This is a genomic window from Mycolicibacter algericus DSM 45454 (assembly GCF_002086455.1).
In the GTDB taxonomy this organism is placed as follows: domain Bacteria; phylum Actinomycetota; class Actinomycetes; order Mycobacteriales; family Mycobacteriaceae; genus Mycobacterium; species Mycobacterium algericum.
Genome location: NZ_MVHC01000012.1, coordinates 1 through 17,656 on the forward strand (window position 1 = coordinate 1; position 17,656 = coordinate 17,656).

Consider the following 17,656-nt stretch of genomic DNA (forward strand, 5'->3'; position numbering starts at 1 on the left):
CGTAACCCAGGTGATGGGTCAACTCCGAATTCAGGGCACGCTCGAGCACGGCCTTGGTCAGCTCGTTGAGCAAACCGTCCGCGCCGTCGATCGGGGTCCCCGATTTCACTGCATCGGCGATCAGCGAATCCAGTGTGTCGGCGCTGAACGCCTCCGCCAACCGTCGGGCCGCCGTCTTGTCCTGAGCCGGCGCCTTCGTGGACTTGGTCACAAAACACTCCTTCTGTCCGCCCCAACGGCGGTCCGATGATGGACCACCTCGGACTTACACAGATGGAATGACACGCCCCAACGCGATGCGGTTCGTGTCTTACAAGGACCGCAAAAAGGTCGCCACCGCGATGCGGACGATCTACACCGCGCCCACCGTCGATGGCGCTGAATTGGCACTCAAGGAGTTCGATCAGCAATTCGGCACCCAGTACCCGGGCGCGATCGACGTGTGGCGGGGCGCCTGGCCAGAATTCGTGCCGTTCCTGGACTATCCGGTGGAGCTACGCAAGATCGTCTACACCACTAACGCCATCGAGTCGATCAACTTCCAGCTGCGCAAAATCACCAAGAACCGGGGCCATTTCCCGGACAAGGACGCCGCGATGAAGTTGCTGTACCTCGGGCTGCGCAACATCTCCAGCGAGAGAGGAGGCTATTCCGGGACCGGAACCCACAACTGGACCGTGGCACTCAACACACTCGCCAGGCTGTTCCCCGGTCGAATCCCGTTGTGCTAGACTACAACTCGTAGTCAAATCATCTCTGACTTACACAGAATTCGTGACAGGCTCCCTGGCTGGTCATCCCCACCGTGGCCACCGTGGCCTATTCGGTGATGGTGAAACCCGTCTACTATCCGCGTTACCTGATCAGTACGGCGCCCGCCATGGCGATCACGTTGGCCCTCGCGTTGCACATCGCCGTGACCACACTCGCCCGGCCTCGCCGCGCCATCATCGGCGCCATGACGGTACTGATGATCGCCGCAGCACCCAATTATGTTGCCAATCAACGTGATCGCTACACCAAAGAGGGCTGGGACTACAGTGCGGTGGCCGACGTGATCGACGCGCACGCTCGGCCCGGGGACTGCTTACTGATCGACAACACCACCAGGTGGTTGCCCGGCCCGATCCGGGCACTGCCCGCCGGTCGGCCCGAGACGTTCGCCAAGCTGCGAGACCCGGGCCGGGGCCCGCACCGGCAGCAGCTGGGCCGGCTCTGGGACGGGCATCTGGCGGTGTGGGCGCTGACCGACGAGCTCGAGCGGTGCTCGACGATCTGGACGATCACCGATCACGACCGATCGCTGCCGGCCCACCAGGTCGCCGTCAAGCTGCCGTCGGGCACCCGGTTCGCCCGCACCCCCGACGGCCAGGTGCTGCGCCAGCTGGGCTTCCACGTCGTCGAACGCTGGCAGTTCACCTTCTCCCAGGTCATCAAGGCCACCCGGTGATCCCGCTGGAACCACCGCATCAACCCCTCAGACGTGGGGGCCGACCACCGGATCGGCGCCGCGGGCGGCCCGATAGGCCACCACGCAACCCAGGGCGGCCATGACAGCGAAGATCGCGAACAGCCAGCGGGCCGCCGGAAGGCCGGAGCTCATCGCGGTGTTGACCACCAGGCCGGCGATACCCGCGCCGAATGCCCCGCCGATCAGCGCGACGGTGTTGATCGCGGCGGCGGCCGTACCGCCCTCGGCGGGGTCATCGACGCAGCTCATGGCCCATGCCGACAGATGCGGCCAGCCGACACCGACACCGACACCGACGACCAGCAGCGCCAGCGCCCAGATCGCGCCGACCGCGGTCGGGTTGTAACTGCTCATCCGGGCGAAGGCGACCACCGCCAGGCCGCCCGACATCACCAGTGGCCCGCTGATCACCAGCCCGATGATCACCCGCACCTTACTGACCGAGGCGCTGGCGATCTCGCTGATCGTCCAGCCGGTCGACAGGGCGGCACCCAGAAATCCGGCCATCACCGGCGGCAGGTGAGCCAGTCGCTGCCCGAGCAGCGGGATGTACAGGTTGGCCTTCGTGGTGGCCATCAGCACGCCCAGCGTCAGGTAGATCCACTTCTCCCGGCCGGGGTGGAACGCGCTGGGGGGCAGCACAGCCGCCGACGAGCGGCGGTCCACCACCAGGAACACGCCCAACAGCACCGCGCCCGCGATCAGCAGACTGGCGGCCCCGATGAGACTGTGCGGCAGTTGGGCGGTGCTGACCACCAGCGCGGCGCCCCCCAGCAACAGCAGCGAGCGCACCGGGACCTTCATCGCATCGTCCTGCTGGCCGCCGCGGCTGGCACGCAGCACCACGCTCACCGCCACAGCCATCACTCCGGACAGCACCGCCATGATGGCGAACGCCCACCGCCAAATGCCGAACTGGGCGAATAGGCCACCGGCCGCCGGCCCCACCAGGGTGCCGACACCCCACATCGCCGAGACCAGCCCCGATGCGCGGGTCCACAGCCAGCTGGGCAGGACCGCATTGATCAGTGCATAACCCAGCCCGGCCAACAGGCCGCCGCCCATGCCCTGCAGGGTGCGGCCGACCAGCAGGATCTCCATCTGGGGTGCTATCGCGCACACCACAGCGCCGACGCCGAACGCCAGCACGCCCAGCAGGTAGGCGAACCGGGAACCGATGCGAACCAGCACCGGGTTGGCTGCGGCGGCCGCGATCACCGACCCGACGAGATACAGCGTGGTGGCCCAGGCGTAATACCGTTCGCCGCCGATCTCCTTGATCGTGCTCGGCAGCAGGCTGATCGTCAGGAACTCGTTGGTGGCGTAGAGCGCCACGCCCCCGGCCAGCACGGCTGAAGTGCCTAAGTAGCGCCTTCCGAGCAGCTCACGCCAGCTGCCGGTGTTTATAGCGGATTCGGTCGTCACCGCTTCAGTCAGATCCACCACCGCTTGCAGTCAATCACGGATCGCCATGACACGCGAAAACGGTCCCCATGCTGGCGCGTCACTTGATTCCGGCGGCGTCCATACCCCGCAATTCTTTCTTGAGGTCGGCGATCTCATCGCGGATTCGTGCGGCGAACTCAAATTGCAGGTCACGGGCTGCGTTCATCATCTGTTCGGTGAGGTCCTTGATCAGGTCGGCCAGTTCGGCGCGCGGCATGCTCTTGGTGTCGCGGCCCTCGAACACCCCGGCGCTGACGGATTGGCCCGCCCGTCCCGGTGCCCCCTGCGCGCGCCGCCCGCGCGAGGCGTTGCGCCCCGAGCCGGCGACCTCGACGGTTTCGCTGTCGGCCGCCTCCCGATACACCTGGTCGAGGATGTCGGCGATCTTCTTGCGCAGCGGCTGCGGGTCGATTCCGTTCGCCTCGTTGTAGGCGATCTGCTTGGCCCGGCGCCGTTCGGTCTCGTCGATGGCCTCGCGCATCGAGTCGGTGATCTTGTCGGCGTACATGTGCACTTCGCCCGAGACGTTGCGAGCCGCCCGGCCGATGGTCTGGATCAGGCTGCGGGTGGAGCGCAGGAAGCCCTCCTTGTCGGCATCCAGGATCGACACCAGCGACACCTCCGGCAGGTCCAGGCCCTCCCGCAGCAGGTTGATCCCGATCAGGACGTCGTAGTCGCCGAGCCGCAGCTGCCGCAGCAGCTCCACCCGGCGCAGCGTGTCGACCTCGGAGTGCAGGTAGCGCACCCGGATCCCCATCTCCAGCAGGTAGTCGGTGAGGTCTTCGGCCATCTTCTTGGTCAGCGTGGTCACCAGCACCCGCTCGTCGGCCTCGGCGCGCTGCCGGATCTCGCCGATCAGGTCGTCGATCTGGCCCTTGGTCGGCTTCACCACCACCTTCGGGTCGACCAGGCCGGTCGGGCGGATCACCTGCTCGACGAACTCACCGGCGGCCTGGCTGAGCTCGTAGGGGCCGGGGGTGGCCGACATGTAGACCGTCTGCCCGATCCGGTCGGCGAACTCCTCCCAGGTCAGCGGCCGGTTGTCGCACGCCGACGGCAGCCGGAACCCGAATTCCACCAGGTTGCGCTTCCGCGACATGTCGCCCTCGTACATGCCGCCGATCTGCGGCACTGTGACGTGCGACTCGTCGATGATGAGCAGGAAGTCCTCCGGGAAGTAGTCCAGCAGGGTGGCCGGTGGCGAGCCGGCGCCGCGACCGTCGATGTGACGCGAATAGTTCTCGATGCCCGAGCAGAACCCGACCTGGCGCATCATCTCGATGTCGTAGTTGGTGCGCATCCGCAGCCGCTGCGCCTCCAGCAGCTTGCCGTGGCGCTCCAGCTCGTCGAGCCGGACGGCCAGCTCCTCCTCGATGGTGGAGATGGCCTGCGTCATCCGCTCCGGGCCGGCCACGTAGTGGGTGGCCGGGAAGATACGCAGCGAGTCGACCTTGCGGACCACGTCCCCGGTGAGCGGATGCAGGTAATAGAGCGCCTCGATCTCGTCGCCGAAGTACTCGATGCGCACGGCCAGCTCCTCATACGAGGGGATGATCTCGACGGTGTCGCCGCGCACCCGGAACGAGCCGCGGGTGAACGCCATGTCGTTGCGGGTGTACTGCACGTCGACCAGCAGCCGCAGCAGCCCGTCGCGCGGCACCTCCGAGCCCACCTGCAGCTCGACGGAGCGGTCCAGATAGGACTGCGGGGTGCCCAGACCGTAGATGCACGACACCGACGCCACCACCACCACGTCGCGCCGGGACAGCAGGCTCGAGGTCGCCGAGTGGCGCAGCCGCTCCACGTCGTCGTTGATGGAGCTGTCCTTCTCGATGTAGGTGTCGGTTTGGGCGATGTAGGCTTCCGGCTGGTAATAGTCGTAGTAGGAGACGAAGTACTCGACGGCGTTGTGCGGCAACATCTCTCGTAGTTCATTGGCGAGCTGCGCGGCCAGCGTCTTGTTCGGCGCCATCACCAGGGTGGGCCGCTGCAGCCGTTCGATCAGCCAGGCCGCGGTGGCCGACTTTCCGGTGCCGGTGGCGCCGAGCAGCACCACGTCCTTCTCCCCCGCGGTGATGCGCCGGTCCAGCTCGGCGATGGCGGTAGGTTGATCACCGGCGGGCTGGTAGTCGCTGACCACTTCGAAACGGCCGCCGGCCCGCACGATGCCTTCGACGGCGTCGGCGGGCGGCCGGTACTCCGAATGCGCGACGACGGGGTGTTCGGTTGCGAAAGCCACGAACCCAGAGTAGGCCGGGTGTCTGACAACGCGAGCGTGCGTGCTTCCGGTCCCGACACGGCGCGTCGGACGGGGGACACGCACGTTGGCGGCAAGAAGGAGGCACGGTGCATCCACCCAAGCACGAGACTTTTGACCTGGTCGCGAACACCAACACCGACCCGAAAGGGGTGGTGCGCGCCGTCGACGTCTACACCGTGCAGCCGTGGGGTCTCTACCTGGCCCGACCCACCCCGGGGCGCGCCCAGTTCCGCTACCTGGAGTCGTGGCTGCTCCCCGAGCTGGGGCTGCGCGCGACGATCTTCCACTTCAACCCAGGCCACGAACGCGACCAGGACTTCTACCTCGACGTCGGCGACTACACCCCGGGACCGGAGCAGTGGCGCTCCCGGGACCACTATCTGGACCTGGTGGTGCGCACCGGCCGCGGCGTCGAGCTCACCGACGTCGACGAGTTGATGGTCGCCGTGCGGGAGGGCCTGCTCACCCAGGACGACGCCGAGCGGGCGGTGATGCGGGCGGTCGCCGCCGTCGATGGCCTGGCCGGCAACGGCTACGACCTGCAGCGCTGGCTGACCGGCCTGGGAATGCCGGTGTCCTGGCCGGTCAGCGACGGTCTCACCGGGTCGCCGCCGGGAGCGCCCTAGTCAACCGCGACACCGCCGGCTGTTGGTTAGGTAATCTCGAGAAGATGAACGCCAACCTGCGAATCGGTGTCGCCACCGCGACGACCGCGGCCCTGTTGGGGTGCGGTCAGCTGATCCCGGCGACGGCCGCAGCCGACGAGCTGCACAACGTCACCTACATCGCGCGGGTCGACGCGTGGACCACCGGCAGCGTGGTCACCTTCATGCTCAATGACAATCAGACCGCCAGCGGTGACATCGACGGCTTCGGGGCGCCCTTCCAGGCCAACGCGGTGCTGTCCGACCCGAGCAAGGCGGGCATGGTGATCCGGCTGCGCTGGCCGTCGTCGGCGAACGTGCACTGCGAGATCCACGTCGATGACATCGTGGCCGTGAAGAGCGACCGCTTCGTCACCACCTGGAAAGACAGCAGCGACCCGCGCAACGGCGCGATGCTCTGCGGCGCGCTGATCAGCAGCATGGCCTGACCGGCCGCTAAACCCGTTAGGGACGCCAGCCGGTGTCGTCGGCCCACGCCCACGCCCGCCGGTAGGCGCCTTCGTCGAGATCGTCGGCGTCGGCGAGACGCTCTTCCGGGTTGGCCGCCAGCCAAGCCGGAACCAGCAGGGCGAACCGCTGGTTGGGCCGGCCGTCCACCCGCAGCTGGATGCGGGTGGGCCGTCCCGGGTCAGCGGAAGCGTGAAACCGCTTCTCCCACAACGCTGGATCGTCGTCGGTGAGCGCGCTGTCGGCGATGACCCCCTCGACCCGGGGGTAGCCGGCCGCCAGCAGCGGCTCGGCGAGCTCGTCGGCTACCGCCAGGGATTCCACGGTCACCTGCATGTCGATGACGTCGCGGGCGTCGCGCCCGGCCACCGCGGTGTCGCCGACGTGGTCGATGCGCAGCGCCCGGTGCCCGCAGGCGGTCTGCAGCCGGGCGATGATGCGCTGCGCCTGATCCGGCCAGGTCGGGTCGGCCGGCACCGGCTGGGACGGCGACGACACGGTGCGGCGGGCCGCCAGGTTGTGGGCAAACGGCTCGATGCGCTGCTGCCACAACTGCAGCGCCTGGTCCGCCAGATCGTCGGGATCCCCGGAGTTGTCCAGCCAGACGTCGGCGACCGCCCGGCGCTGCGGCTCGGTGGCCTGTGCGGCCACGCGGGCGCGCGCATCCGCCTCGGGCATGCCGCGGTGGGTGCGGAGTCGGGTTACTCGCGTCTCGACGTCCGCGTGCACGACGATCACCAGCGGGAACATCGGCGCCATCTGCGACTCGACCAGCAGCGGGATGTCCTCGACGATGATCGCATCCTCGCCTGCCGCGGCGATCAGCTCGCTGCGGCGCCGCGCCACCAGCGGGTGCACGATGCCGTTGAGGGTCGCCCGCTTGTCGTCGTCGCTGAAGGCGATCGCGGCCAGCGCCGGGCGGTCCAGGGCGCCGTCGGGCAACAGGATCCCCGGCCCGAAGGCCTCGACCAGTGCGGCCAGGCCTTCGGTGCCGGGTTCGACGACTTCACGGGCGATGACGTCGCCGTCGACGACGACGGCGCCGAACCGGCTGAAGGCGGCCGACACCGTCGACTTGCCGGCGCCGATCCCGCCGGTCAGCCCGATACGCAGCATCTGCGTTGCCGCGTGCCTAGGCGCTGTTACCGGCGAGCTTCTCCCGCAGCGCCGCGAGCTGCTCGTCGCTGGCCAGCGAGCCGCCGGCCGGTGCCTCGTCGCGGTGCGACCCGTTGGCACCCGAGCGGGGCTCGGCGTGCTCGGCGGCGGCGAACTTCTCGATCTGCGCGGTGTGCATCTTGTGCCGGCGCTCGGCCTCGGCGTAGCGGGCCTCCCACTCGGCGCGCTGCTTGTCGAAACCCTCGATCCACTCGTTGGTCTCGGCGTCGAAGCCCTCGGGGAAGATGTAGTTGCCCTGCTCGTCGTAGCTGTCGGCCATGCCGTACTTCGAGGGGTCGAACTCCTCGGTGTAGTCCTCGTTGGCCTGCTTGAGGCTCAGCGAGATGCGGCGGCGGTCCAGGTCGATGTCGATGACCTTGACCATGGCGTCGTCGCCGACCGCGACCACCTGGTCGGGCACCTCGACGTGCTGTTCAGCCAGCTCGGAGATGTGCACCAGGCCCTCGATGCCCTCCTCGACGCGGACGAACGCGCCGAACGGCACCAGCTTGGTGACCTTGCCCGGCACGATCTGGCCGATCGCGTGGGTGCGGGCGAAGTGCCGCCACGGGTCTTCCTGGGTGGCCTTGAGCGACAACGAAACCCGCTCGCGGTCCATGTCGACGTCGAGCACCTCGACGGTGACCTCGTCGCCCACCTGAACCACCTCGGACGGGTGGTCGATGTGCTTCCAGGACAGCTCGGAGACGTGCACCAGGCCGTCCACCCCGCCCAGGTCGACGAACGCGCCGAAGTTGACGATCGAGGACACCACGCCCTTGCGGACGGCGCCCTTCTGCAGCTGGTTGAGGAACTCGCTGCGCACCTCGGACTGGGTCTGCTCCAGCCAGGCGCGGCGGCTCAGCACCACGTTGTTGCGGTTCTTGTCCAGCTCGATGATCTTGGCTTCGATCTCGCGACCGATGTAGGGCTGCAGGTCACGGACCCGGCGCATCTCCACCAGCGAGGCGGGCAGGAAGCCGCGCAGCCCGATGTCGAGGATCAGGCCGCCCTTGACGACCTCGATGACGGTGCCCTTGACGGCCTCGTCCTTCTCCTTGAGCTCTTCGATCGTGCCCCAGGCGCGCTCGTACTGGGCGCGCTTCTTGGACAGGATCAGCCGGCCCTCTTTGTCCTCCTTGGTCAGGACCAGGGCCTCGACCTCGTCACCGACGGACACCACCTCGTGGGGGTCGACGTCGTGCTTGATGGACAGCTCGCGGCTGGGAATGACGCCTTCGGTCTTGTAGCCGATGTCGAGCAGGACCTCGTCCCGGTCAACCTTGACGATCGTCCCTTCCACGATGTCGCCATCGTTGAAGTACTTGATCGTTTTGTCGATGGCGGCGAGAAAATCCTCGGCCGAGCCGATGTCGTTGACGGCTACTTGCGGCGAGGTGACGGTGGGACTTGGCATGTGTTGGGTTGCTCCGGACAAGTTGTGGTCGTAGGGACAGGTGATATCACGCATGCCAGGCATGCGGTGGCCGACGACCCTGCTAGAACTGGCCGAGGACTACCTGTCGAGGCTACTCGACGCGTTGCACGCTGGACAAACCGGTGGTCATAACATCTAAGCTGCGTCGCTATGCCCCAGATGCGGAACCGCCGCAAGGTCGGAGCGCCGCTGTACGTCATCGTCCTGCTCAGCGTCCTCACCGCGTTGCTGCTGCTGTTCTTCACCGCGGCCAACCCGGCCGGCACCCTCACCGCGCTGGTGCTGGCCAGCATGTCAATGCTGGTGGTGCTGCTCTGCTACCGCTGGCTGGACCGCTGGGAACCCGAACCACGCCGGTTGCTGCAGCTGGCCTTCCTGTGGGGCGCGTCGGTCGCCGTGGTGCTGGCGGTGGGGCTGGAGACGTTCGGCTCCTCGGTGGCCACGGTGCGGCCGCTGGTGTCGAAGACCTTCGACATGGCCGCGATCCAGGCGCCGTTCATCGAGGAGGCCGCCAAGGGGCTGTTCCTGCTGATCATGCTGACCGGCCGCCGGCGCCATGAGCTCAACTCGCTGACCGACTGCATGGTCTACGCGGGCGTAGCGGCGGTGGGATTCGCCTGGATGGAGGACATCGTCTACATCGCGCCCGCCGACTCGCCGGCCAAGATGGCCGCGGTGGCCATCGCGCGGCTGGTCGTCGGGCCGTTCGCCCACCCGCTGTTCACCACGATGACCGGCATCGGGGTGTTCTTCGCGCTGCGTCGCCGCGGGTTCTGGTCGAAGGCGTTCGTGATCCTGCTCGGGTACCTGGGGGCGGTGGGCATGCACGCCCTGTGGAACGCGTCGCTGGCGATGGGCGGCGCCCGGTACTTCCTGACCACCTACCTGTTCTGGATGGTCCCGGTGTTCCTGCTGATGGTGGTGCTGGGCGCGGTGAGTCGCCGGCACGAGCAACACCTGGTCTCCACCAAGCTGCCCGCCATGGTGATGGGCGGGCTGATCAGCCCGAACGAGGAGACCTGGCTGGGCTCGATCCGGGCCCGCAAGCACGCGATCCGCGAGGCGCGCCGTATCGGTGGCAAGCCGGCCGCCCGCAGCGTCAAGAAGTTCGCCGCCCAGGTCGTCGAGCTGGCGTTCGTGCGGGACCGCATCGACCGCGGCTTCGGCGATCCCGAGGTGTTCGCCCGCCAGCACGAGGACGCCCACGGGGTGGTGGCGGCCCGGGCCGCGGCACCGGTGCTGCAGGTGATGGCCGGTTACCGTTCGCCGGTGCTCGTCCGCCGGTAGCTCCCGCAATTCCGCGCCGAGTGTGCGTTTTGGCACGCGTTCGGCCGAATTTGCCTGCCAAACCGCACACTCGACGAACACCTCGCCTGTTGTCGGTTGCGACAAGCCGTCAGTGCGCGGCAGCGTCCCAGGACCGCCCGTAGCCGACCGCGACCTCAAGCGGGACGCTCAGCTGATACGCGCCGCCCATTTGAGCGCGCACCAGTTTTTCCAGCTCCTCGCGCTCGCCCTCGGCGACCTCGAACAGCAACTCGTCGTGCACCTGCAGCAGCATCCGCGAGCGCAGGCCGGAAGCCTTCAAGGCCTGGTCGACGTCGATCATCGCCACCTTGATGATGTCGGCCGCACTGCCCTGGATCGGGGCGTTGAGCGCGGCCCGCTCGGCGGACTCGCGGACCTGGCGGTTGCTGCTGTCGAGCTCCGGCAGGTAGCGCCGCCGGCCCAGCACCGTCGAGGTGTAACCGTCCTTGCGGGCCTGCTCGACGACGTCGTGCAGGTAGTCGCGCACCCCGCCGAACCGGTCGAAGTAGGCGTCCATCTGCTCTTTGGCCTCTTCGGTGGAGATCTTGAGCTGCTGCGACAACCCGTAGGAGCTCAGGCCGTAGGCCAAGCCGTAGGACATCGCCTTGACCCGGCGCCGCATGTCCGCGGTCACCTCGCCGATCGGCACGCCGAACGCCCGTGAGCCGACGAACGAGTGCAGGTCCTCGCCGGTGTTGAACGCCTCGATCAGGCCGTCGTCTTTCGACAGATGCGCCATGATGCGCATCTCGATCTGGCTGTAGTCGGCGGTCATCAGCTCGGTGTAGGCCCCGTCGTCGTTTGAGCCGACGACGAAGCCGTTGCGGATCTGCCGGCCTTCCTCGGTGCGGATCGGGATGTTCTGCAGGTTCGGCTCGGTCGAGGAGAGCCGGCCGGTGGCGGCGATGGTCTGATTCAGCGTGGTGTGAATCCGCCCGTCGGAGGCCACCGCCTTGAGCAGCCCGTCGACGGTGACCTTGAGCCGGGTGACGTCGCGGTGGGCCAGCAGGTGTTCCAGGAACGGGTGGCCGGTCTTGTCGAACAGTGACTGCAGCGCGTCGGCGTCGGTGGTGTAGCCGGTCTTGGTCTTCTTGGTCTTGGGCATGCCGAGCTCGTCGAAGAGCACCACCTGCAGCTGTTTGGGCGAACCCAGGTTGATCTGCTTGCCGATCACCGCGTAGGCGGCCTCGGCCGCGTCACGGATCTGGTCGCCGAAGCGGCTCTGCAGCTGTCCGAGGTGGTCGAGGTCGACGGCGATGCCGACGGACTCCATCTCGGCCAGTACCCGCTGCAGCGGCAATTCGATGTCGTCAAGCAGGCCGCCCGAGTCGATGCGGGCCAGTTCGGCATCCAGCGCGTCGGCCAGATCGGTGACGGCGCGGGCCCGCAGGATCGCGGTCTGCACCGCCTGGTCATCGATCCCGTCGGTGTCGTCGAGCAGCGAGAGTTGTTGCTGCTCATCGGATTCGGCACGCAGTTCGCGGCGCAGGTAACGCACCGACAGGTCGTCGAGGCTGAAACTGCGCTGGCCGGGCCGGACCAGGTAGGCGGCCAGCGCGGTGTCGCTGGTGACACCGTCGAGCGTCCAGCCGCGCCCGGCCAGGTCGTGCATGGCCAGCTTCGCCTCGTGCAGCGCCTTGGGTCTAGCCGGGTCGGCCAGCCAGGCGCCCAGCGCCGCCTCGTCGTCGGCGGTCAGGGTGGCGGTGTCGACGTAGCCGCCCTCCCCGTCGGCGGTGGCGATCGCCAAGGCGGTGGCGTCGCTGTCGTAGCTGCGGTGGGTGCCGATCACCGCCAGTCCCGCACGGCGGCCGTCCGCGGCATGCTGTGCCAGCCAGGAAGCCACCGTCCCCGGCTCCAGAGCGCCGCCGCGCACCTCGAAGCCCTCCTCCACCTCCGGCTCGGCGGTGGCGAGCGTCTCGAACAGCCGGTCGCGCAGCACCCGGAACTCGAGGTCGTCGAAGAGCTGATGGATCTGTTCGCGGTCCCACGGCAGCAGCCGCAGCGTGTCCGGTGTCTGGGCCAGCGGCACGTTGCGCACCAGGTCGGTGAGCTCCCGGTTGAGGATCACGCTGGACAGGTTGGCGCGCAACGCATCTCCGACCTTGCCCTTGACGGTGTCGACCTTGTCGACCAGTCCTTCCAGGGAGCCGTACTCGGCGATCCATTTGGTGGCGGTCTTCTCCCCCACCCCGGGGATGCCCGGCAGGTTGTCGCTCGGGTCACCGCGCAGCGCCGCGAAATCCGGGTACTGCGCCGGGGTCAGGCCGTACTTCTCCAGCACGGCGTCGGGGGTGAACCGGGTCAGCTCGCTGACCCCCTTGCGGGGGTAGAGCACGGTCACGTTGTCGTTGACCAGTTGCAGTGCGTCGCGGTCGCCGGTGACCACCAGCACCCGGTAGCCCTCGCCGTCGGCCTGGGTGGCCAGCGTGGCGATCAGGTCGTCGGCCTCATAGCCGGGCTCGGACAAGGTGGTGATCCCCAGCGCATTGAGGACCTCCTTGGTGATGTCGATCTGGCCGCGGAACTCGTCGGGCGTCGACGAGCGGGTGGCCTTGTATTCCGGGTAGCGCTCGGAGCGGAACGTCTGCCGTGACACGTCGAACGCGGCGGCGACGTGGCTGGGTGTCTCGTCGCGCAGCAGGTTGATCAACATGGCGGTGAATCCGTAGACGGCGTTGGTGGTCAGGCCGCTGCGGGTCTTGAAGTTCTCCGCGGGAAGGGCGTAGAAGGCCCGGTAGGCCAGCGAGTTTCCGTCCAGCAGCAACAGCGTCGGTTTGGTCTGGGTTTCTTGCGCAGCGTCGGTCGGGGCGGTCTTGGCTGAGCTCACGGAGACAACTCTATGCACCCGGTGGGCGCGGCCGTCGGCCCCGGCGGAATTGCAACACGTTTCAGTTTTGCGGTCGTGGTTCGGTACGCTGACCTGGTGCCAGATGTAGCCTCGCAGCCGGCCATCGACGGGTGGTACGCCACCGACGACGCCGGCCTCCCCCACCTGATCGGCGCCAAATGCCCGCAGTGCGGCACCTATGTGTTCCCGCCGCGTGAGAACAACTGCCCCAGCCCCGCCTGCGACGGCGATGTGCTCGAACCCGTCGCGCTGTCGCGGCGCGGCACCATCTGGAGCTACACCGAGAACCGGTACCTGCCGCCGGCGCCGTACCCGCCGAGCGAGCCGTTCGAGCCGTTCGCGATCGCCGCGGTGGAGCTGGCCGACGAAGGCCTGATCGTGCTGGGCAAGGTCGTCGAGGGAACGCTGGCCGCGGACCTGAAGGTCGGGATGGAGATGGAGCTGACCACCATGCCGCTCTACACCGACGACGACGGCGTGACGCGCACCGTCTATGCGTGGAAGAAGGTGGGCGCATGAGCACTCCCGAGCCGCTCTACATCCTGGGTGCGGGCATGCACCCGTGGGGCAAGTGGGGCCGTGACTTCACCGAGTACGGCGTGGTCGCCGCCCGCGCCGCGCTGGCCGACGCCGGCCTGGACTGGCGCCAGATCCAGCTGGTCGCCGGCGCGGACACCATCCGCAACGGCTATCCCGGTTTCATCGCCGGTTCGACGTTCGCCCAGAAGCTGGGCTGGAACGGCGTTCCGGTGTCGTCGAGCTATGCCGCCTGCGCGTCGGGTTCGCAGGCGCTGCAGAGCGCCCGCGCCCAGATCCTGGCCGGGTTCTGCGACGTCGCGCTGGTGATCGGCGCCGACACCACCCCCAAGGGCGCGTTCGCCCCGGTCGGCGGTGAGCGCAAAAACGACCCGGACTGGCAGCGGTTCCACCTGATCGGCGCGATGAACCCGGTGTACTTCGCGCTGCTGGCGCGCCGCCGGATGGACCTCTACGGCGCCACCTCCGAGGACTTCGCGAGCGTGAAGGTGAAGAACTCCCGGCACGGCTTGTCCAATCCGAATGCCCGCTACCGCAAGGAGTCCGCGGTCGAAGACGTGCTGGCCAGCCCGGTGGTCTCCGACCCGCTGCGCCAGCTCGACATCTGCGCCACCTCCGACGGCGCGGCGGCGCTGATCGTGGCCAGCGCGGAGTTCGCGCGCAAGCACCTGGGGTCGCTCGACGGCGTGCCGTCGGTGCGGGCGGTGTCAACCGTCACCCCGCAGTACCCGCAGCACTTGCCCGAATTGCCTGACATCGCAACAGATTCCACCGCGGTGGTGGCCGCGCCGGAGCGGGTGTTCAAGGACCAGATCCTGGACGCGGCTTACGCCGAGGCCGGTATCGGGCCGGAGGACGTCAGCCTGGCCGAGGTCTACGACCTGTCCACCGCACTGGAGCTGGACTGGTATGAGCACCTGGGCCTGTGCCCCAAGGGTGAGGGCGAGCAGCTGCTGCGCAGCGGCGCCACCACGATCGGTGGTCGCGTCCCGGTGAACCCGTCCGGCGGGCTGGCCTGCTTCGGTGAGGCGATCCCGGCGCAGGCCATCGCCCAGGTGTGCGAGCTGACCTGGCAGCTGCGCGGCACCGCTACCGGCCGGCAGGTCGAGGGCGCCACCGTGGGTGTGACCGCCAATCAGGGGCTGTTCGGGCACGGCTCGTCGGTGATCGTCGCCCGCTAGCGATCACCATTCGCGCGAGCGTGCGTGTCCCCCATCGACACGCCGACGTTTGGGCCGGATTTACGCACCTTCGCGGTAGGCCTCGCCTACGCCAGGTCGTCGGGCCGATCCCAACGGATCCCGAATCGGCCGAAATCCGCGTCGTAGGAAACGATTCCGCCGCGGTGCTCGATGGCGAGCGCCGCCAGGTGCGCGTCGTTCACCAGGTTTCCCCCGGCGCCGACACGGGCGAGCAGCCCGGTCAGGATGTCGGCATGTCGAGGCGTGGGATTGACGACTACCGCACTAGATGCCGCGGTCCACTCGGCCACCCGGTCCACCGCGTCCTCCGGCCGCAGCGGATGGGGAAACAAACCCTCCTTGGTGGAGAGCCGGACGAACGCCAGTAGCGGAACCCAGGCGAAGCCAACCGTGTCCGCCCCGGACAGCGCACGGTCGAGCCAGCGCAGCGAGGCGTCATGGTGCTCTGCGGCAGTGTTCACCGCATAGAGCAACACATTGGCGTCGACGATCTTCATGGTCTGCTAGGCACCGCGGCGTTGCCGGCGGATCAGCTCTTCGTCCTCCAGATCCGCAGCAAGCTGCAGTGCCCTGTCCAGATTGACCGACGGGACCCCGAGATCAGCGGTCCGGGTCTGGAATTGCGGTGTTGCGCGGCCGGCCGATCCGTCGCGGATCGCCTCGTTGAGCGCCTGCTTGAACGACAGCTGACGTTCTGCCATCCGGCGACGAATCAACTGCTCGACGTCATCATCCAATGTCACGGTGGTGCGCATATGACAGCATAGCATCAAACCTATTGATAGCATGCTGTCATCATGTCTCAAAGTGAAACCGTCGTCGTCAAGGTCAAACCCGGCAGCCGCAAAGGCCCGCTGGTGGAGACCGACGACGACGGCCAGCTGACGGTCTACGTGCGCGAGCCGGCTGTCGACGGGAAAGCCAATGCAGCGGTGATCCGGCTGCTGGCGCAGTACTTCGAGGTGCCGCGCAGCCGCGTCGAGCTGGCTTCGGGAGCAGCGGCGCGGGTCAAGCGCTTCCGGATCGGCCGGTAGCCGTCACCCTAGCCGGAAGCGTTGCCGGAGTTCTCCCCCGACGAATCTGCCTGCGGCAACAGTTCTTCCAGCGTCGACCGGGCGATACGGCGAAATGCCCGCTTGGGCCGGTTGGCGTCGAGGATGGCCACCTCGAGTGTTCCCGGACCCAGCTCACGCTGCTCGGCACCGTTGCCGGTGTCGGTCTGCTTGAGCGCGTTGACCGCGATGTGCAGTGCGTCGGCAAGCTCGGCGTTCTCGGTGTAGGACTCCTTGAGCGCGGCGATCACCGGCTCGGTGGTGCCACCCATCACCACGAAGTGCGGCTCGTCGGTGATCGACCCGTCGTAGGTGATCCGGTACAGCTCAGGGGCTTTGGTCTGACCCTGGTAGGCCACCCCGGCCACGCACAACTCGACCTCATACGGCTTGGCCTGCTCGGTGAAGATCGTTCCCAGGGTCTGCGCGTAGACGTTGGCCAACTGGCGCGCGGTCACGTCGCGGCGGTCGTAGGCGTAGCCACGGGTGTCGGCGAACTGGATGCCACCGCGGCGTAGGTTCTCGAACTCGTTGATCCGTCCGGCGGCGGCGAACCCGACCCGATCATAGAGTTCGCTGATCTTCTGCAGTGAGCGCGAAGGGTTCTCGGCGACGAACAACACGCCGTCGGCGTAGGCCAGTGCGATCACGCCGCGGCCGCGGGCGATGCCCTTGCGCGCGAGCTCACCGCGCTCACGCATCGCCTGCTCGGGCGAGATGAAGTACGGGAAGCTCATTTCTTACCCCGCTTGGTCTTCGCTGCCGAATCCCCTCCGCGAGTTCGACTCTCGATGATCTCACGGGCCAGTTCGGCAATCCGCGACTCGGGGACATCAACGGCGCCGTCAGCGTCGATGGACACCGCCGTCGGGTAGATGCCGCGCACCAGGTCCGGTCCGCCGGTGGCTGAATCGTCGTCGGCGGCGTCGTACAGCGCCTCGACCGCCACTCGCAACGCCGAATCCGCATCGGCCACCTGCGCGTACAGCTTCTTCATCGACGACTTGGCGAACAGCGAACCGGAGCCCACCGCCTGGTAGCCCTCCTCCTCGACGTTCCAGCCGCCGGCCGCGTCGAACGACACGATGCGCCCGGCATGCTGCCCGTCGGGATCGTCGATGTCGTAGGCCACCAGCAGCGGCAGCGCCAGCAACCCCTGCATCGCCGCACCGAGGTTGCCGCGCACCATGATCGCCAGCCGGTTCACCTTCCCGGCGAACGTCAGCGGCACCCCTTCGAGCTTCTCGTAGTGCTCCAGTTCGACGGCGTAGAGCCGGGCGAACTCGACCGCGATCGCGGCGGTGCCGGCGATGCCGGTGGCGGTGTAGTCGTCGGTAATGTAGACCTTCTGCACGTCGCGCCCGGCGATCATGTTGCCTTGCGTGGAGCGCCGGTCGCCGGCCATCACCACACCGCCGGGGTATTTGAGCGCGACGATGGTGGTGCCGTGCGGCAGCTCAGCGGTGCCGGCCGAACTCAAGCCTGCACTGCCCGCCGGCAGCAGATCCGGCGCCTGGCGGCGCAGGAAATCCGAGAACGACGACAGGTCTACCGGGCTGGACGGCATCCCGGGAAGTGCGGAATTGACAGGAAGGCGATCATGGAACGGCCAGCTCACTGGCCGCCCTTTTGGACGTACGCGCGCACGAAGTCCTCTGCGTTCTCTTCCAGCACGTCGTCGATCTCGTCGAGCAGGTCGTCGGTCTCGCCGGTCAGCTTCTCGCGACGCTCCTGGCCGGCCGCCGCGGGACCGGTGGGATCGTCCTCATCGCCACCGCCACCGCCACGTTTGGTCTGCTCTTGAGCCATCGCTGCCTCCTGCATCTC

17 protein-coding genes and 2 pseudogenes are annotated in these 17,656 nt (G+C 67.8%); 8 read left to right on the forward strand and 11 right to left on the reverse strand.

Features of this window, described 5'->3' with window-relative positions; translation table 11 throughout:
* Positions 1-160 (reverse strand): annotated as a pseudogene (locus BST10_RS12705) (IS256 family transposase); the annotation flags it as partial.
* 130 nt (positions 161-290) lie between these two features.
* Here BST10_RS12705 and BST10_RS12710 point away from each other — a divergent pair.
* Together BST10_RS12710 and BST10_RS12715 are read left to right on the forward strand one after the other, a co-directional pair.
* A pseudogene (locus BST10_RS12710) lies at positions 291-731 on the forward strand (transposase); the annotation flags it as partial.
* 83 nt (positions 732-814) lie between these two features.
* Positions 815-1,450 (forward strand): hypothetical protein, encoded by a 636-nt coding sequence (locus BST10_RS12715; protein ID WP_205277386.1) that lies wholly within the window; start codon positions 815-817, stop codon positions 1,448-1,450.
* A 27-nt stretch (positions 1,451-1,477) separates the two neighbouring features.
* Here BST10_RS12715 and BST10_RS12720 read toward each other — a convergent pair whose 3' ends face one another.
* Both BST10_RS12720 and uvrB read right to left on the reverse strand, forming a co-directional pair.
* Complete coding sequence (locus BST10_RS12720; protein WP_083038120.1) at positions 1,478-2,917, reverse strand: MFS transporter; 1,440 nt, start codon at positions 2,915-2,917, stop codon at positions 1,478-1,480.
* A gap of 58 nt (positions 2,918-2,975) precedes the next feature.
* A complete protein-coding gene (gene uvrB / locus BST10_RS12725) occupies positions 2,976-5,156 on the reverse strand; it encodes an excinuclease ABC subunit UvrB (protein WP_083038122.1) in 2,181 nt (726 codons plus the stop codon).
* A gap of 107 nt (positions 5,157-5,263) precedes the next feature.
* Between uvrB and BST10_RS12730 the strand changes: the two genes are divergently transcribed.
* Both BST10_RS12730 and BST10_RS12735 read left to right on the forward strand, forming a co-directional pair.
* A complete protein-coding gene (locus BST10_RS12730) occupies positions 5,264-5,803 on the forward strand; it encodes a ribonuclease FAU-1 family protein (protein WP_083038124.1) in 540 nt (179 codons plus the stop codon).
* A gap of 44 nt (positions 5,804-5,847) precedes the next feature.
* Positions 5,848-6,270, forward strand: coding sequence for a hypothetical protein (locus BST10_RS12735; protein ID WP_083038126.1), 423 nt, complete (start codon positions 5,848-5,850; stop codon positions 6,268-6,270).
* 16 nt (positions 6,271-6,286) lie between these two features.
* On the opposite strand, the gene coaE is transcribed toward BST10_RS12735, so the two are convergent.
* Together coaE and rpsA are read right to left on the reverse strand one after the other, a co-directional pair.
* Positions 6,287-7,405 (reverse strand): dephospho-CoA kinase, encoded by a 1,119-nt coding sequence (coaE, locus tag BST10_RS12740; RefSeq protein WP_083038129.1) that lies wholly within the window; start codon positions 7,403-7,405, stop codon positions 6,287-6,289.
* Positions 7,406-7,421: 16 nt separating this feature from the next.
* Complete coding sequence (rpsA, locus tag BST10_RS12745; RefSeq protein ID WP_013828741.1) at positions 7,422-8,861, reverse strand: 30S ribosomal protein S1; 1,440 nt, start codon at positions 8,859-8,861, stop codon at positions 7,422-7,424.
* A gap of 171 nt (positions 8,862-9,032) precedes the next feature.
* On the opposite strand from rpsA, the gene BST10_RS12750 reads away from it, so the two are divergent.
* Positions 9,033-10,169 (forward strand): PrsW family intramembrane metalloprotease, encoded by a 1,137-nt coding sequence (locus tag BST10_RS12750; protein WP_371869101.1) that lies wholly within the window; start codon positions 9,033-9,035, stop codon positions 10,167-10,169.
* A 109-nt stretch (positions 10,170-10,278) separates the two neighbouring features.
* On the opposite strand, the gene polA is transcribed toward BST10_RS12750, so the two are convergent.
* Positions 10,279-13,017 carry a DNA polymerase I gene (polA, locus tag BST10_RS12755; RefSeq protein WP_083038132.1) on the reverse strand — a complete coding sequence of 913 codons (2,739 nt, stop codon included), beginning with the start codon at positions 13,015-13,017 and terminating at the stop codon, positions 10,279-10,281.
* Between the two features lie 96 nt (positions 13,018-13,113).
* Here polA and BST10_RS12760 point away from each other — a divergent pair, with 96 nt between their 5' ends.
* Together BST10_RS12760 and BST10_RS12765 are read left to right on the forward strand one after the other, a co-directional pair.
* Entirely contained in the window at positions 13,114-13,557 is a 444-nt protein-coding gene (locus BST10_RS12760) for a Zn-ribbon domain-containing OB-fold protein (RefSeq protein ID WP_083038228.1), read from the forward strand.
* Entirely contained in the window at positions 13,554-14,756 is a 1,203-nt protein-coding gene (locus BST10_RS12765) for a lipid-transfer protein (RefSeq protein WP_083038134.1), read from the forward strand. Before BST10_RS12760 ends, BST10_RS12765 begins: the two co-directional genes overlap by 4 nt.
* 86 nt (positions 14,757-14,842) lie before the next feature.
* On the opposite strand, the gene BST10_RS12770 is transcribed toward BST10_RS12765, so the two are convergent.
* Entirely contained in the window at positions 14,843-15,274 is a 432-nt protein-coding gene (locus BST10_RS12770; protein WP_013828735.1) for a type II toxin-antitoxin system VapC family toxin, read from the reverse strand.
* 6 nt (positions 15,275-15,280) lie between these two features.
* Complete coding sequence (locus tag BST10_RS12775) at positions 15,281-15,532, reverse strand: hypothetical protein (RefSeq protein ID WP_013828734.1); 252 nt, start codon at positions 15,530-15,532, stop codon at positions 15,281-15,283.
* A gap of 42 nt (positions 15,533-15,574) precedes the next feature.
* On the opposite strand from BST10_RS12775, the gene BST10_RS12780 reads away from it, so the two are divergent.
* Complete coding sequence (locus BST10_RS12780) at positions 15,575-15,811, forward strand: DUF167 domain-containing protein (protein ID WP_013828733.1); 237 nt, start codon at positions 15,575-15,577, stop codon at positions 15,809-15,811.
* Between the two features lie 8 nt (positions 15,812-15,819).
* Here BST10_RS12780 and prcA read toward each other — a convergent pair whose 3' ends face one another.
* Genes prcA through BST10_RS12795 form a run of 3 tightly spaced genes read right to left on the reverse strand, consistent with a single transcriptional unit; the run spans position 15,820 to position 17,638 of the window.
* Positions 15,820-16,566 (reverse strand): proteasome subunit alpha, encoded by a 747-nt coding sequence (gene prcA, locus BST10_RS12785; protein WP_013828732.1) that lies wholly within the window; start codon positions 16,564-16,566, stop codon positions 15,820-15,822.
* A complete protein-coding gene (gene prcB, locus BST10_RS12790) occupies positions 16,563-17,447 on the reverse strand; it encodes a proteasome subunit beta (RefSeq protein WP_041317760.1) in 885 nt (294 codons plus the stop codon). Before prcB ends, prcA begins: the two co-directional genes overlap by 4 nt.
* Positions 17,444-17,638, reverse strand: a complete 195-nt coding sequence (locus tag BST10_RS12795) for a ubiquitin-like protein Pup (protein WP_013828730.1) — start codon at positions 17,636-17,638, stop codon at positions 17,444-17,446. The genes prcB and BST10_RS12795 overlap by 4 nt, the downstream gene beginning before the upstream one ends.
* Between the last annotated feature and the right edge of the window lie 18 nt (positions 17,639-17,656).

Coding starts and splice junctions, on each gene's coding strand:
- BST10_RS12750 (WP_371869101.1), top strand. CDS start 9,033: ATGCCCCAGATGCGGAACCGCCGCAAGGTCGGAGCGCCGCTGTACGTC.
- BST10_RS12770 (WP_013828735.1), bottom strand. CDS start 15,274: ATGAAGATCGTCGACGCCAATGTGTTGCTCTATGCGGTGAACACTGCC.
- BST10_RS12780 (WP_013828733.1), top strand. CDS start 15,575: ATGTCTCAAAGTGAAACCGTCGTCGTCAAGGTCAAACCCGGCAGCCGC.
- rpsA (WP_013828741.1), bottom strand. CDS start 8,861: ATGCCAAGTCCCACCGTCACCTCGCCGCAAGTAGCCGTCAACGACATC.
- coaE (WP_083038129.1), bottom strand. CDS start 7,405: ATGCTGCGTATCGGGCTGACCGGCGGGATCGGCGCCGGCAAGTCGACG.
- BST10_RS12735 (WP_083038126.1), top strand. CDS start 5,848: ATGAACGCCAACCTGCGAATCGGTGTCGCCACCGCGACGACCGCGGCC.
- prcA (WP_013828732.1), bottom strand. CDS start 16,566: ATGAGCTTCCCGTACTTCATCTCGCCCGAGCAGGCGATGCGTGAGCGC.
- BST10_RS12775 (WP_013828734.1), bottom strand. CDS start 15,532: ATGCGCACCACCGTGACATTGGATGATGACGTCGAGCAGTTGATTCGT.
- BST10_RS12765 (WP_083038134.1), top strand. CDS start 13,554: ATGAGCACTCCCGAGCCGCTCTACATCCTGGGTGCGGGCATGCACCCG.
- BST10_RS12795 (WP_013828730.1), bottom strand. CDS start 17,638: ATGGCTCAAGAGCAGACCAAACGTGGCGGTGGCGGTGGCGATGAGGAC.